13 protein-coding genes are annotated in these 14,606 nt (G+C 65.2%); 1 reads left to right on the top strand and 12 read right to left on the bottom strand.

Translation table 11 applies throughout. The features are described 5' to 3' along the window. Positions 1-398: 398 nt before the first annotated feature. A complete protein-coding gene (locus HGI46_RS00530) occupies positions 399-917 on the top strand; it encodes a cytochrome c family protein (RefSeq protein ID WP_118072126.1) in 519 nt (172 codons plus the stop codon). 107 nt (positions 918-1,024) lie between these two features. Here HGI46_RS00530 and hemA read toward each other — a convergent pair whose 3' ends face one another. Genes hemA through bchB form a run of 12 tightly spaced genes read right to left on the bottom strand, consistent with a single transcriptional unit; the run spans position 1,025 to position 14,605 of the window. After that, positions 1,025-2,245, bottom strand: coding sequence for a 5-aminolevulinate synthase (gene hemA / locus HGI46_RS00525; RefSeq protein ID WP_118072125.1), 1,221 nt, complete (start codon positions 2,243-2,245; stop codon positions 1,025-1,027). A gap of 35 nt (positions 2,246-2,280) precedes the next feature. Continuing rightward, complete coding sequence (gene puhE, locus HGI46_RS00520; RefSeq protein ID WP_168902690.1) at positions 2,281-3,060, bottom strand: putative photosynthetic complex assembly protein PuhE; 780 nt, start codon at positions 3,058-3,060, stop codon at positions 2,281-2,283. Next, positions 3,054-4,142: a magnesium-protoporphyrin IX monomethyl ester (oxidative) cyclase gene (gene acsF / locus HGI46_RS00515; RefSeq protein ID WP_168902689.1), complete on the bottom strand. Its 1,089-nt coding sequence runs from the start codon at positions 4,140-4,142 to the stop codon at positions 3,054-3,056. Before acsF ends, puhE begins: the two co-directional genes overlap by 7 nt. Further along, the gene (locus tag HGI46_RS00510; RefSeq protein WP_118072122.1) at positions 4,139-4,429 is read right to left on the bottom strand and encodes a hypothetical protein; all 291 of its coding nucleotides are present in this window, start codon (positions 4,427-4,429) and stop codon (positions 4,139-4,141) included. Before HGI46_RS00510 ends, acsF begins: the two co-directional genes overlap by 4 nt. Continuing rightward, a complete protein-coding gene (gene puhC, locus HGI46_RS00505; RefSeq protein WP_168902688.1) occupies positions 4,426-4,938 on the bottom strand; it encodes a photosynthetic complex assembly protein PuhC in 513 nt (170 codons plus the stop codon). Before puhC ends, HGI46_RS00510 begins: the two co-directional genes overlap by 4 nt. After that, on the bottom strand, positions 4,935-5,558 hold the full coding sequence (puhB, locus tag HGI46_RS00500; RefSeq protein ID WP_168902687.1) for a photosynthetic complex putative assembly protein PuhB: 624 nt from the start codon (positions 5,556-5,558) through the stop codon (positions 4,935-4,937). Before puhB ends, puhC begins: the two co-directional genes overlap by 4 nt. Continuing rightward, positions 5,555-6,319, bottom strand: coding sequence for a photosynthetic reaction center subunit H (gene puhA / locus HGI46_RS00495; protein WP_168902686.1), 765 nt, complete (start codon positions 6,317-6,319; stop codon positions 5,555-5,557). Before puhA ends, puhB begins: the two co-directional genes overlap by 4 nt. Before the next feature lie 37 nt (positions 6,320-6,356). After that, a complete protein-coding gene (locus HGI46_RS00490) occupies positions 6,357-7,742 on the bottom strand; it encodes a BCD family MFS transporter (RefSeq protein WP_346766649.1) in 1,386 nt (461 codons plus the stop codon). Between the two features lie 38 nt (positions 7,743-7,780). Further along, positions 7,781-8,485: a magnesium protoporphyrin IX methyltransferase gene (bchM, locus tag HGI46_RS00485; RefSeq protein ID WP_168902684.1), complete on the bottom strand. Its 705-nt coding sequence runs from the start codon at positions 8,483-8,485 to the stop codon at positions 7,781-7,783. Further along, the gene (gene bchL / locus HGI46_RS00480) at positions 8,485-9,381 is read right to left on the bottom strand and encodes a ferredoxin:protochlorophyllide reductase (ATP-dependent) iron-sulfur ATP-binding protein (RefSeq protein WP_168902683.1); all 897 of its coding nucleotides are present in this window, start codon (positions 9,379-9,381) and stop codon (positions 8,485-8,487) included. Before bchL ends, bchM begins: the two co-directional genes overlap by 1 nt. Before the next feature lie 9 nt (positions 9,382-9,390). Continuing rightward, positions 9,391-13,011, bottom strand: a complete 3,621-nt coding sequence (locus HGI46_RS00475; protein ID WP_168902682.1) for a magnesium chelatase subunit H — start codon at positions 13,009-13,011, stop codon at positions 9,391-9,393. Beyond that, the gene (gene bchB / locus HGI46_RS00470; protein ID WP_168902681.1) at positions 13,001-14,605 is read right to left on the bottom strand and encodes a ferredoxin:protochlorophyllide reductase (ATP-dependent) subunit B; all 1,605 of its coding nucleotides are present in this window, start codon (positions 14,603-14,605) and stop codon (positions 13,001-13,003) included. Before bchB ends, HGI46_RS00475 begins: the two co-directional genes overlap by 11 nt. Position 14,606: the final 1 nt, after the last annotated feature.

The raw sequence follows: 14,606 nt of genomic DNA, 5'->3' as shown, positions 1-14,606 counted from the left end.
CCCGCCCGTTCCGGCAGACGACATGACTGATGGCTTACGATCTGCTCTTTTTAGGTTTTCTGCTGCATAGCTGTTGTTACTAGGCAGAAGCTTCCGTTCAGGTAGCTATTGCTGCAGAAACTTTGTTAACCACGTGCTGTCGAGCGATGAGCGACGGCACTTCAGTGCTTCAGGTATGGCCCGTGCCTGCCTGACCGACAGATGCTCGGCGCCGGATCCCAGTGCCTGCCGCAGACCTGATTGCAAGCATCGGCACAGGCAAAAAAGTGTCAAAACAACACTTGCCAACGATCTTCGATCCGGCCCGAAATACCGTGTTGCGGAGAGCTGCAGAGAGTGTTCTACTTTCCCATCGTGTGGTCCGTTCGTGCGTCTACACGAAACAAGGGTGGATGCATATGAGGCAAGTTTTTCAATACCTTGCGCTGTCAACTGCGACCCTGCTCCTCGCATCTTGCGGTGGCGGTGGCAGCTCGGACAAAACCGCGGCCGACTCAGCGGCAAAGCCTGCTGAAACAACCGCTGCGGCAGCGCCCGCAGCGGCAACAAGCGCTGCTGCGCCAACTGCCGATTCGACAGACACGCTCGATGGCGCAACGCTCGCTTCGCTGACCGGCGATGCTGCACATGGCAAGACCGTTTTTGCCCAGTGCCAGGCCTGCCACTCGCTTGAAGCGGGCAAGAACATGATCGGTCCGTCGCTTGCCGGTGTCGTCGGTCGCAAGGCAGGTACGGAAGCGGGCTACACCTATTCTGCCGCCAACAAGAACAGCGGCATCACCTGGTCTGCGGAAAAGCTGTTCCAGTATCTCGAGAAGCCAGCACGTGTCGTGCCGGGCACCAAGATGTCGTTTGCCGGCCTGTCCAAGGCACAGGACCGCGCCGACGTCATCGCCTACCTCAAGGCTCCGAACTGAGCCAAGCCCCTTCGGGTCGCAAAGAAAGGGCGCGGACATCAACTGTCCGCGCCCTTTTTCATGTCAGCAAGCGTCAGGCGGCGGCCGAACGCCGCGCCAGTTCGGCTTCAGGCGGCGGCTGAACGTCGCGCCAGTTCGCACTGCGACCAAATGTCGCTCAACGCTTCGATCAGCTTGTCCACGTCGCCATCGCTGTGCACCGGCGATGGCGTGATGCGCAGCCGCTCGGTCCCGCGCGGCACGGTGGGATAGTTGATCGGCTGCACATAGATGCCGTGGTTGTCCATCAGCCAGTCGCTGATGCGTTTGCACTTGTGCGGGTCGCCCACCATCACCGGAATGATGTGGCTGGGGTTCGGCAGATGCGGAATGCCGATCGCGTCGAGACGGCGGCGCACCGTCGCCACGCGCTCCTTGTGCCGGGCCCGCTCCATCTCGCTCGTCTTGAGATGGCGGATGCTGGCAGCCGCGCCTGCGGCAAGGGCAGGGGGCAGGGCAGTCGTGAAGATGAACCCGCTGGCGAAGGTGCGGATGAAGTCGCACAGCGCCTCTGATGCTGCGATGTAACCACCCATCACGCCGAACGCCTTGCCCAGCGTACCCTCGATCACGGTGATCCGGTCCATCAGGCCTTCACGCTCGGCCACGCCGCCGCCGCGCGGGCCATAAAGCCCCACGGCATGGACTTCGTCGATGTAGCTCATCGCGCCGTGCTTTTCGCAGACGTCGAGGATCTCGGCGATTGGCCCGATGTCGCCGTCCATCGAATAGACGCTCTCGAACGCCACCAGCTTGGGCACGTCCGGTCCATATTCCGAAAGCAGCTCGTCGAGATGCGCCACGTCGTTGTGGCGCCACACCCGGCAGGTCGCGCGCGAATGGCGGATGCCCTCGATCATCGAGGCATGGTTCAGCGCGTCCGAGAACACCACGCAGCCCGGGATCTTCGCCGCCAGCGTGCCAAGGCCCGCCCAGTTCGAGACATAGCCCGAAGTGAACAGCAGCGCCGCTTCCTTGCCGTGCAGGTCGGCAAGTTCCTGTTCCAGCAGCACGTGGTGGTGGTTCGTGCCCGAGATATTCCGCGTGCCGCCCGCGCCCGCGCCGCATTCGTCGAGCGTGTTGTGCATGGCTTCAAGAACCGCGGGGTGCTGCCCCATGCCAAGGTAGTCGTTCGAGCACCACACCGTGACCTGCTCGGTCCGATCATCTACATAGCGCGTGGCGTGCGGAAACTTGCCGCACTTGCGCTCGAGCTCCGTAAAGATCCGATAGCGACCTTCACCCCGGACCGCGTCCAGTTCCCCCTTGAAGTAGCCCTCGTAGTCCATGGTCGTCGGTCCTCTTCGTGAATTCTTTTGTGCGGTCAGTTGGCAGGTCGGCGGCTGGGCAGGGCCCAACCCCACAGCGCCCCGTCGCGGATCGGCAGGGCCAGAAACAGGTGTTCGAGTGCGCCAAGGGCGGCCAGCGCGAAGAGCAGGCTCGCGCCCGATGCACTGGCGCTGCCCTCCGGCGCATTGATCGCGATCAAACCAAGCCATATCGCCAACGCGGAAGTGCCTGCAATCGCGAGAAAAAGTTCGGCTCCCATACGGCGCGGCCCGAAGTAGGTCTTCAGGTAAGCGAGGTGCGGTGGGAAGATCTCGGTGCTCATGTTCGGCACGCCGAAGAAGATCACCAGCTTGGTCGAAAGCCGCATCGCCAGCAGCAGCGTGAACGTCATCGCGCCGATCTGGTTGGCCGCGTTCCAGCTCAGCGAAATTAGTCCGATGGCGCTCAATGCCAGCGCAATTTCGTGCCAGGCCACGGCACTTACGGCATGGAAGAACCGCTCCAGCCCGCGCGCTTCCGCCGGGCAGGCTTCGCGCCGGGGTCCGGTCACTGCGCCTGTCAGGAAGCTGATCTCGTGCCACGACCAGATCAGGATCGCCCCGGCAAACGCCGCATAGACCCCGGTCAACGTCGGCTTGTTCATCGACCAGGCCACCACTGCCAGCCCGCCAACGCCCGCAATTCCCGCCAGCATCAGGCTGCGCGGGAAAGTGCGGCGCTCGCGGTTGTCCGCCCATGCGATCAGGCCGGTCGCAAGGAACCAGACCGCGATCGTGGCGATCACCGGCAGGACGTGGCCGGTCCAGCTTACCACGCGGGCTGCATCCTCACGCTTGCGGGCAGCTCGTTGCGGCGCGGACGCAGCAGGTACATTCGCGCAAAATTTGCACCCGCGCCCAGTGCGCCCGAGGCCCGCATCAGCGCACCCGCCACACCCCCACGCTTCTTGCCCGCTTCGATCCGCTGGCTCGCCACCAGCAGCCGCTTCATCGCCCGGCGGAAACGCGGATCATCGGTATCGAGCTCCACCGGAAAGACCTGACGGCTGATCGCGGTGCAGATCTCGAAGACCCGATAGTCGTAGGCTTCGGGATCGAGCCCCAGCGCCTTGTGGAACACCGGCCGCGCGTGATCGCGGACGTACATCGTCGAGTAGACGGCGAGCAGGAAGAACCGCACCCACAGCTTGTTCATGCCGGTCAGCAGCTTCGGGTCCGCGCGCAGCAGCAGCGCGAAAGCCTCGCCATGGCGGAATTCGTCGTTACACCAGCTTTCGAACCAGTTGAAGATCGGATGGAAGCGCAGTTCCGGGTGCGCGGCCAACTGGCGATAGATCGCGATATAGCGGGCATAGCCGATCTTCTCGGAGAGGTAGACCGAGTAGAAGATGAACTTCGGCTTGAAATAATGGTACTTCTTGGCCTTGGTCAGGAAGCCGAGGTCGATGCCGATGCCCGCATCCTTCAGCGATTCATTGATGAACCCGGCATGGCGGCTTTCATCGCGCGCCAGCAGCTTGAACAGCAGCTTCATGTCCGGATTCTTCGTGCGCCGGGCCATTTCGGCATAGAGGATACAGCCCGAAAACTCGGAGGTCAGGGAACTGACAAGGAAGTCGATGAACTCGGCGCGCAGTTCCGGCTCCAGCGCTTCGATCACCCCGGCAAAGCTTTCCTGGCGCTTGAAGTGCTTTTTGTTGGGATCGCTGACCATCTCGGCCATCAGTTCGTCCCACTCCTTGCGCACCAGCGATACGTCGATGGAATCGAGCGCGGCAAAGTCGGTGGTGTAAAAGCGCGGGCTCAGCACGGTCTCGTGGCTCACCATCTTGTGCACGTCGGGCTTGGGCGCGCTCTCCCGCGCCGCCACAGGACGTTCGAGTGTAATCGCGTTCATCTCAGGCTCCCAGGATTGAAGCTGACCTCGTAAAGCTCGGTCAGGCCAAGGTAGGCGACAAGCCGCATCCAGCCCCGCAGCAGGGGGCCTGCACGAACGACGGTTGCCGTCCGCTCGAACACGGCGCTTTGCCCAAAGGCCACGCGGATCGGTTCGCCATGAACGCGGACCTTGTCGCCGGGCTGGACGGCAAGATTGCCCGCCAGCTCGACATGTGCGTGGAAATGCGCCTCGCTCTGCTCCACCGCCACACGGCAGGGCACTTCAAAGGCGCGGGCGCGGATCATGCCTGATTTCCCTTCACGGCCGTTCCACTCAGGAACTTTGCAAAGGCGGCCCGGTTGGTTGCGCCGAACGAGCCGAGCTCGATCGAACGCCCCGTCGCCGGGTCGCGCAACGAGAGCGATCCGTTCTCCCACTGCGTCAGTTCGAAGGGAGCCGCTGGGCCGATCCCCTTCATCTTCCTCTCGCGAGCCATGCCGCGCATCACCCCGCGCACGAACCCGCCACCATCGTTCTCGCCCTTCATCACGGCGAGCGTCGAACCTGCATCTGCGTCCTTGACCACGACTGCCCCGTCCGCCCGGTCCTCGAAAGCGAGGTGCCGCACTTCCAGCGCCGCCACGTTGTCCCGCGCCCGCGCCACGGCGGGCACCGCCTCGCGCTCGAGCACGCCGACCCGCACCAGCGCTGTCAGCGCCAGCGTCGTCGCCACCAGCGCACCTGCCAGCATCAGGGCCGGGCGGGGAACAGTGTTCTCATGGTCATGGACCAAGCTGCCATGGTGGGGGCTCATGCCGCCGCTCCCTGCAGGCCATGGTCACGCACCGGTGTCGCCTTGGTGCGCACCGCTGCGGCCTCGTTCGGCACTACTGCCGCACAGGCCTTGGCGAGAACCCTGGCGGCTGCTTCTGCATCGGGCAGAGCGCGCAGCATCGGGCTCGGCTGGCCAAGCCGCCACGGCCGTGCGTGCGGCCAGAGCATGGCGAAGCCGAGCCGGTGGCGCCCGACCAGTGTCAGCGCAATGTCGCCATGCCCGCCACCCTGCGGCCGCAGGTCTGCCGAGCCGATCATTGCCAGCGGCAGGTTTACGCACTTGTTCAGTGCCACGCCAATGCGCAGCACCACGCGGCGGTTGGTGATCGTGTAGACCGTCGTCTTCGCCACCGCGATCGCGAACACGGCAAGCAGACCCTGCGTGATTGCCCCGCCGACCACGGCCGCACCCGCGCCAAACAGCCTGCCGGAGGCCAGGCCCAGCACTGCCAGTGCTGCGAAATAGCCGCTCACCCAGCGGGTGTGCAAAGCGCTGCGGGCGAAAGTCCGCCAGTCTGGCGAACCCTGCCACAGGATGTTTTCGCCGGCCGGCAGATCGCCCGGCAGCCCGCGGATCGGCTCGTGGTCATACTCGCTCATATCAGCGGTTCCAGCCGGTTTTCGTTGGCATAGAGGTAGCCGGTGCCGAAGTAGGCCACGGTGCGCTCTTCCTCATACCGGGTGATCTCGCCCGGATTGGCGGGGAAGGGGGCACCGGCAAAGTCGGCCGCGTTGATCGCATCAATGATCACCGCGTTCTTCTTGACGACTGCCATCGGCATCGGCGCGAGCACGGTCTTGGTGCCGGTATCCACTGCCAGATACCGCACCATGTGCTCAGCCCGGTCGACCCACATGTCGGTCACCACGCCGGCCTTCAGGCCATCTGCGCCATAGACGGGCAGCCCGCGCGGGTCCGTGCTCGCCGTGGCCACGCTGATTTCCGGCACCAGGCCCATCGGCACGATGCGCGGATTGCCATGCGCGTCAATGTCTGCCCACTTGGCACGGTCGGCATAGGAGCCAGGGCCAACGCCTGCGGCAAACACGTCGCCCACCGGGCTCAGCGGGGCACCGCCAAAGTTCTCGCGGCGCTTGGCGTTGATCTCGAACGGATCGCGCTCTCCGGTGGGAACGGATTTCGTGCCCTTGCCGAACGGCAGGATGAAGGTCTTGGGCGCCGCAGCCGAAAGCGGACCGCCTTCGCTCAGCAGGCGTCCGGTCAGCGCGTCTTCCAGCGGATAGCCCTCGCGCCGGTCCTCGCGGCGGAGCCAGAAGACAAGGGCGATGAAGAACCCGATGAAGGTTATCATCGCGATCTGAGCGGCATCGATCGTGCCGACGATATTGCCGTAGTTCATGTGCGTGTCCTCTTCACGTTCCCTGTGCCCCTGCTGCTCATGTGGGGAATTCCGTCAGTCCGAAGCTTCGTCCCTCCCGCCGGATGGCCGCCGGGGTCTGGCCCACGAGCGGGCCCAGCACGACGAGCGTGGCCAGCAGCAGGCAGATTTCGATGATGTAGATCGTGGCATAGCCGGTGGCGCGATTGGCCAGCGTCAGGCCCAGCTCGTCCGAGACAGCAAGGCCCGAAACCAGATCGCGCAGCACCCCGCCCATCGCGATGGCGAGGCCCGCAAAGGTCGTCTGCACCGCGCCCCATGCCCCAAGCGCGAGGCCCGATGTCTTCTCGGTCGCCAGCGTCATCGCGGTGGTCAGCGTACCGACGAGGAACAGGCCTGCGCCCGCACCGATGCCTGTCGCGCCAGTCAGCAGTGCGCCCGGGCTGCCCAGCGGAGCTGCAAAGATCACCAGCATGAACGCCGCGATCCCCACCACCGCGCCGAACCCGGCAATCCGCAGCGCGTCCATCCCGCGTGAAAGCCAGCGGCCCGACAGCGTGAACCCCGCCAGCGCGCCCAAGGACCAGCCCCCGGTCAGGAACGTCGTCGCCCCCACCGAAAGGCCAAGGATCTCGCCGCCGTAAGGCTCAAGCAGTGCGTCCTGCATCGAGAACGCCGTCGCCCCGAGGCCGACTGCCACCAGCAGCCGCATCGTGATCGGCTCGGCCACGAAGCTCTGCCACACCTCGGTAAAGGCGGGGCGCGGCGTCTCGGCCGATGCAATCGCCGCACAGCGCGCCTCCTGCTTCCACAGCGCAATGACGTTGAGGAAGAATGTCAGGATCGCCGAGCCTTGAATGACCTGTACCAGCCGGGTCGGCGTGAAGTGTGCCAGCAGTCCGCCGATCACCAGCGCGCCGATCATCATGCCCGCAAGCAGTGCCAGATAGAGCAGCGCCACCGCACGCGGGCGGCGCTCGTCGTCGACAAGATCGCCGGTCAAGGCGAGGCCTGCCGTCTGGGTGGTGTGCATGCCGAAACCGGCCAGCAGGAACGCCAGCGCGCTAGCCGCAACGCCGATGGTGAACAGCTGGGGCCGCGCCATCAGCAGCAGGGCAAAGGGCATGATGGCAAGACCGCCGAACTGCATCAGCGTGCCGAACCAGATGAATGGCACCCGCCGCCACCCTAGTACCGAACGATGCACATCCGACTTGTGCCCGATCAGTGCGCGGAACGGCGCTGCCAGCAGTGGAATGGCGATCATCAGCGATACGAGCCAGGCCGGAATGCCCAGTTCCACGATCATCACGCGGTTCAGCGTGCCGTTGAGCAGCACGGTCATCATGCCAACGCTCACCTGGAACAGCGACAGGCGCAGCAGGCGCGACAGCGGGATTTCCGCGCTGGCCGCATCGGCAAAGGGCAGCCAGGTGATTGCCACCTTGCTCCACCTTGCGGAAAGGGCCTGCCGCTGCGCCATCAGATCTTCACCAGCTCCATCGCATGGCTCTTGTAGAACCCGCTGGAGATCCGGCCCGACCGGCGCACGTCCCAACCCTCGAACTGGTTGAGCGCCGCGCGCAGCTGGCTTTCGGCAATCGGCACGATCGCGGGCGAACGGTCGGAGCGCGGGAAGACCTTGCCGACCGTATGCATCGCGCCGAGCAGCGGGGTGTAGGGGGCAAAGGTGAAGAGGATCGAGCCGGTGCAGCGGCGGGTCAGCGCAGAAAGCGCCCAGACCATGTCCGTCAGCGTATAGTGGATCAGCGAATCCATCGCCACGACATGGTCGAAGCTGCCCAGTGCAGGGTCGAGCATGTCGCCCACGCGCCACTGGATGCGGCCATGACCAAGGTAGGACGGCGCCCGCTCGGCGGCGATGTCGACCAGCCCTTGCGCCACGTCGATGGCGGTCACTACTGCCCCGCGGCAGGCGGCTTCCACGCTCAGGCTGCCGGTGCCGCAACCCGCGTCCAGCACGTCGCGCCGCCGCAAGTCCTCGGGCAGCCAGCCCAGCAGCTGCGCGCGCATCGCATCGCGCCCGGCGCGGACCGTGGCGCGGATGCCGCTGACCTTGGCGTTCGATGTCAGGTCGATCCACGCCTTCTGCGCGGTGCCATCGAAGTACTGTGCAAGCTTCTCGCGCTGGCTGTCATAGCGGTTGGGGGCAAATTGCGTGGCCATCATTCGTACCCCAGGAAGTCGAAGATATCGCGATCCTTCATCGGGCTGGCGACCACCGGATCGACGCCGTCCCACAGCATTTGTGCAAGCCGCAGGTATTCCTGCTGCGCAGCAATCACTTCGGGCGAAGGCTCCATTTCGAACAGCGTGCACTTCTTCAGGCGGCTGCGCCGGATCGCATCGACATCCCGGAAGTGCGCCAGGCGCTTCATCCCGATCGCCTCGCTGAAGCGGTCGATCTCGTCGGTGGCGGCAGAGCGGTTGGCGATCACGCCGGCGAGCCGCACGTTGTAGTTCTTCGCCTTCGCACCGATCGCCGCAACAATGCGGTTCATCGCGAAGATGGAATCAAAGTCGTTAGCCGCGACAACCAGCGCCCGTTCGGCATGCTGCAGCGGGGCAGCAAAGCCACCGCACACCACGTCGCCCAGCACGTCGAAGATCACCACGTCGGTATCTTCCAGCAGGTGGTGCTGCTTGAGCAGCTTGACTGTCTGCCCCACGACATAGCCGCCGCAGCCGGTGCCTGCAGGCGGACCACCGGCCTCCACGCACATCACCCCGTTATAGCCCTCGAACATGTAGTCTTCGGGCCGCAGTTCCTCGGAGTGGAACTCGACGCTTTCCAGCACGTCGATCACCGTCGGCATCAGCTTCTTGGTGAGGGTGAAAGTGGAATCGTGCTTGGGGTCGCAACCGATCTGCAGCACGCGATGGCCCAGCTTGGAGAACGCGGCGGAAAGGTTTGAAGACGTCGTCGACTTGCCGATCCCGCCCTTGCCGTAGACCGCGAAAACCTTCGCGCCCTTGATCTCGTCGCGCGGGTCCAGCGAGACCTGCACCGATCCTTCGCCGTCCGGCTGGCTGAAGCGCGCCCTTGGGTCGAGCAGGTTCATCGCAAACTCCTATTCCGCCGCAATTGCGGAAGTGATGGTGGAAGGGGCATGCCCCACGAACACGCCTTCCAGCCTGTCCTCGAGCTCGTCGCTGGCCATGCGCAGCGCTTCGAGCGTATCGTCGTCGGGTTCCCACAGGCGCCGCTCGCACGCCTCGAGCAGCCGGTTCGCCACGCGGGCCGAGCTGGTCGGATTGAGCTGTGAAAGCCGCTCGCGCATTGCCGGGTCGAGCACGAAAGTCTCGCTGATCTGCTGGTAGACCCATGGCGCCACCTGGCCGGTCGTGGCCGACCAGCCCACGGTGTTGGTCACGTGCTGCTCGATATTGCGCACGCCTTCGAAGCCGTGCTTGAGCATGCCTTCGAACCACTTCGGGTTGAGCGTCCGCGTCCGCGTCTCCAGATCGATCTGCTCGGCCAGCGTCCGCACCTTGGCCTCGCCCACCGTCGCATCGACGATATAGACCGGCGCTTCTGTACCCTTGGCCCGCGCGATCGATCGGCTGACTCCACCGAGGCTGTCGACGTACTGGTCCAGATCGGTAATGCCGACTTCGACGCTCTCCAGATTCTGATAGACGAAATCGACGTCCTTCAGCGCGCTGCGCAGCAAGTCGCGCTGGGCCACCGGCGTGCCCTTGACCCCATAGGCATAGCCCTTGCGCGTCTCGAAGGCATTGGCCAACTCGTCCGGATCGGCCCAGACGCCGCCCTCGATCAGCTGGTTGACGTTCGCGCCATAGGCCCCTTCGGCATTTGAGAAAACGCGCAGTGCGGCGGTCTCCATGTCGCAGCCATGCTCGCTCATGTGCGAAAGGCTGTGCTTGCGAACGAAGTTCATCTCCAGCGGCTCATCGGCCTGCGCGGCCAGAAACGCTGCTTCGGCCAGCATCCGCGTCTGCAGCGGCAGCAGATCGCGGAAGATGCCCGAGAGCGTCACCACCACGTCTATTCGTGGACGGCCCAGTTCCTCCAGCGGGATCAGTTCGGCCCCGGCCAGGCGGCCGTAGCTGTCCATCCGCGGCCGTGCGCCCATCAGCGAGAGCGCCTGCGCAATCTGCGCGCCCTCGCTCTTCATGTTGTCGGTACCCCACAGCACCATGGCAAGGCTTTCCGGCGCGGCTTCGCCATTGGCGGCGTGCCGTGCGAGCAGGCGCTGCGCCTGCAGCTTGCCCTGCTCGCAGGCAAAGCGCGTCGGCAGGCGGAACGGGTCGAAGCCGTGGAGGTTGCGCCCGGTCGGCAGCACTTCGGGATTGGCCAGCAGGTCGCCGCCGGGGGCAGGGCGCACATAGCCGCCGTCAAGCGCATGGATCAGCGCGCCCAGTTCATCGCAGGAATCCAGCGCCGCCTCGATCGCTTCGGCCGAACTTTCGCCCGCGTCCATCAGCGCCTCGACCAGTTCCGCGCGCTCGGCCCCGGTTGGCGCCTCGCCCAGCACATGCAGCCCGTGCGGGATCAACGTGCGCTCAAGCTCGTAGAGATTGGCGCTCAGCTCCATCACGCTTTCGGCAGTGACGTCGAGCGCATCGCACTCGTCCCAGATCAGTTCCTCGAGAGCCGTGCGCTCTGCCCCATCGGTCGTCATCCGCCAGCGTTCGATGCTCCCTTTCAGGTCCGCAAAGCCGCGGTAGAGCCCGGCCCGCGCCAGCGGCGGCGTCAGGTAGCTCAGCATCGTCGCGCCCGAACGCCGCTTGGCCAGCACGCCTTCGGACGGATTGTTCGCGGCAAACAGGTAGAAGTTGGGCAGGTCACCCAGCAACCGCTCCGGCCAGCACTTGCCGGTCAGGCCAACCTGCTTGCCCGGCATGTATTCGAGCGCGCCATGCGTGCCGAAATGCACCACAGCGTCGGCACCGAAGTCCTCACGGATCCAGCGGTAGTAGGCCGAAAACGCATGCGTCGGGGCAAAATCGCCGTCGAACAGCAGGCGCATCGGATCGCCTTCGTACCCGAAGCCCGGCTGCACGCCCACGAACACGTTGCCGAACCGCGCGCCCAGCACGTGAACGTGCGAACCGTCGCTCTGGATCTTGCCCGGCGCCGGACCCCACTGTGCCTCGATCTCGGCCAGATAGGGCTCGCGCCGCACATGCTCGTCGGCGTCGATGCGGGTGTAGACGTTGGCATCGGCGCCAAACCGCTCGGCATTACCTTTCAGGATCGCATCGCGCAGCGCGTCCACGCTCTCGGGCACTTCGACCTGATAGCCCTCGCTCGCCATCCGCTTGAGCGTGCCCAGCAGCGATTCAAACACCGCAAGGAACGCCGCAGACCCGGTCGCCCCGGAATTGGGCGGGAAGTTGAAGATGGTGATCGCCACCTTGCGCCGCGCCCGCTCCGCCTTGCGCAGCGCCACGATCTTCACGACCTTGGCGGCGAGCGCCTCGACTCTTTCGGGGCAGGCGCGCATCGCGTTGACCGGCCCGGTGCTTTCGAACACGCATGCCGTCGCGCAACCCGCGCAAGCCTTGCCCGCACCGTCCGAACGGCCACCGAACACCGTCGGCATGGTCGCACCGTCAAGCTCCGGGATTGCCACCATGATGGTCGATTCCAGCGCCAGCAGACCCTGCCGCGAAGCACCCCACTGCTCCAGCGTCTGGAACTCCAATGGATGAGCGGCAATGTAAGGCACGTTCAGGCGGCTCAGGATTTCCTCGGCCGCCTTGGCATCGTTGTAGGCAGGGCCACCCACCAGCGAGAAGCCGGTCAGCGAAATCACGGCATCGACCACCGGCTCACCGTCCTTGAGGAAGAACTTCTCGATGACAGGGCGTGAATCCAGCCCGTTGGCAAAGCCGGGGATGACGCGCAGACCAGCCGCTTCCAGCGCCGCGATCACGCCGTCGTAATGCCCGGCATCCTTCGAGATCAGGTAGGAGCGCAGCAACAGCAGCCCCACTGTGCCGTTCGGCCCATGCTTCGTCGGCAACAGCCGCAGGCTGTCCGAAAGCTTCTGCTCGGTGCGCGGGTGATAGACGCCAACTTCGGGATAGTCGCGCGGGGCTTCGGCCTTGGTCATGCCGCGGCGGGTCAGACGCTCGCCGGCGGCATAACGGTCGATCAGCGCACGGACCATCGACACCACGTTGTCGTCCGACCCCGCCAGCCAGTACTGCAGCGTCAGGAAGTAGGCGCGCACGTCCTGCGCGGTTCCGGGAATGAAACGCAGGATCTTCGGCAGGCGGCGCAGCATGCGCATCTGGCCCGCGCCGGAATTCGCCCCGGGCTTGCCCGATCCGCGCAGCTTCTTGAGCATGGCGAGGGGCCCCTTGGCCGGCGCATCCATGCGATAGCCGCCCATCCGCGTCAGCCGCACCACGTCGCCCGAAGACATCAGGCAGACCATCGCGTCGCAGTCCTCGCGCCGGGCCTCCAGCGTCGGCAGGATCGCACGGATGTGATCGTCAAGGAACAGCATCGTCACGATCACGATGTCGGCCTGGGCAATCGCGGTCTTGGTCGTTTCCAGCGCCTTGCTGCCGGGCCGGTCCCAGTCGGTAGCGGCATGGAGCGTGACGCTCACATTGTCCTGCCGCAGTCGCGCGTCGGCGCGCTCGACTCCTGCCTTGAGGTGGTTGTCCAGTGTGACGATTGCGACACGGACCTGAGGGGCGCGGCTACCGGGCATAGTGGGCCTTCGCATCATAGAGCGTGGCCAGATCCACCGCGCCGCGACCCTGCAAAACTGCAAAGGCCTCGGTGTTGCGGCGAACCTTTCCGCGCACGAAGAACGGGACTTTCCTGAGCTCCTGTTCCGCTTCTGCGGTCCACGAGATCTGCGAACCTGCCGGCCGGGCCTCGGCAAGGTCACCATGGGAAACTTGCGCGGCAGCGACTTCGATCGCGCGGGGGGCTGACGGGGCAGGGGCGCTCTCGCCCTCGTGGCGCCGTGCTGCACCGTGCAGGTGTGAAGGGCCGGCCTCGTCCGAAAACTCGAAGTCGTCGCGGAACATCGTCAGCAGATGTTCTTCCAGCCCCATCACCAGCGGATGGACCCAGGTATCGAAGATCACGTTGGCGCCTTCGAAGCCCATTTGCGGGCTGTGGCGCGCCGGGAAGTCCTGCACATGCACCGGCGAGGAAATCACCGCGCAGGGAATGCCGAAGCGCTTGGCGATGTGCCGCTCCATCTGCGTGCCCAGCACCAGTTCGGGCGAGGCGTTGAGAATCGCGTCCTCGACTTCGAGATGGTCGTCGGTGATCAGCGGCTCGATGCCGTAAAGCGCTGCTGCAGCGCGCATTTCGCGCGCAAACTCGCGGTTGTAGCAGCCAAGGCCGCAGACTTCGAAGCCCAGCTCTTCGTGGGCAATGCGTGCCGCAGCAATTGCGTGCGTAGCGTCCCCGAAGATGAAGACGCGTTTGCCCGTCAGGTAGGTCGAGTCGACCGAGCGGCTCCACCACGGCATGCGCGATTGCTGATCGGCCAGAGCCTCGGTTGCGTCGACACCGGCCAGCGCGGCAACTTCCGCAATGAATTCGCGGGTCGCGCCAACGCCGATCGGCACGGTGCGGATCGCCGGCTGGTGCAGCGCCTGATCCAGCCAGCGCGCCGCTTCGCCGCCAACTTCGGGATACATCACGATGTTGAAGTCGGCCCGGCCCAGCGTGCGAATGTCGTCCGGCGCAGCATCGAGCGGCGCGACGCAGTTGACGTCGATCCCGAGGTTCCACAGCAGCTTGCGCACTTCGAGCACGTCGTCACGATGGCGGAAGCCCAAGGCACAAGGGCCGAGCAGGTTGACCAGCGGGCGCCGCCGTTCGCGTGGCGCGGGGCGCACGTCGCGATCCACCAGCTGCCGTACGACGCGATAGAATGTCTCGGCCGCGCCCCAGTTCTCCTTGCGCTGGTAGCTCGGCAGCTCCAGCGGGATCACCGGGCAGGGCAGTTCCAGCGCTTCGGCCAGCCCGGCCGGGTCGTCCTGGATCAGCTCGGCGGTGCACGAGGCGCCGACCAGCAGCGCCTTGGGGGCAAACCGTTCGTAGGCATCGCGCGCGGCATTCTGGAAGATGCTTGCGGTGTCCTTGCCCAGGTCTCGCGCCTGGAACGTGGTGTAGGTCACCGGCGGGCGCTTGCCACGCCGTTCGATCATCGTGAACAGCAGGTCGGCGTAAGTGTCCCCCTGCGGGGCATGCAGCACGTAATGCAGATCCTGCATCGCAGTGGCGACACGCATCGCCCCCACGTGTGGCGGACCCTCGTATGTCCAGACCGCCAGCTGCATC

This window comes from Novosphingobium sp. ERW19 (assembly GCF_012641315.1).
GTDB lineage: Bacteria > Pseudomonadota > Alphaproteobacteria > Sphingomonadales > Sphingomonadaceae > Novosphingobium.
This window is presented reverse-complemented; position numbering and strand designations above follow the sequence as displayed.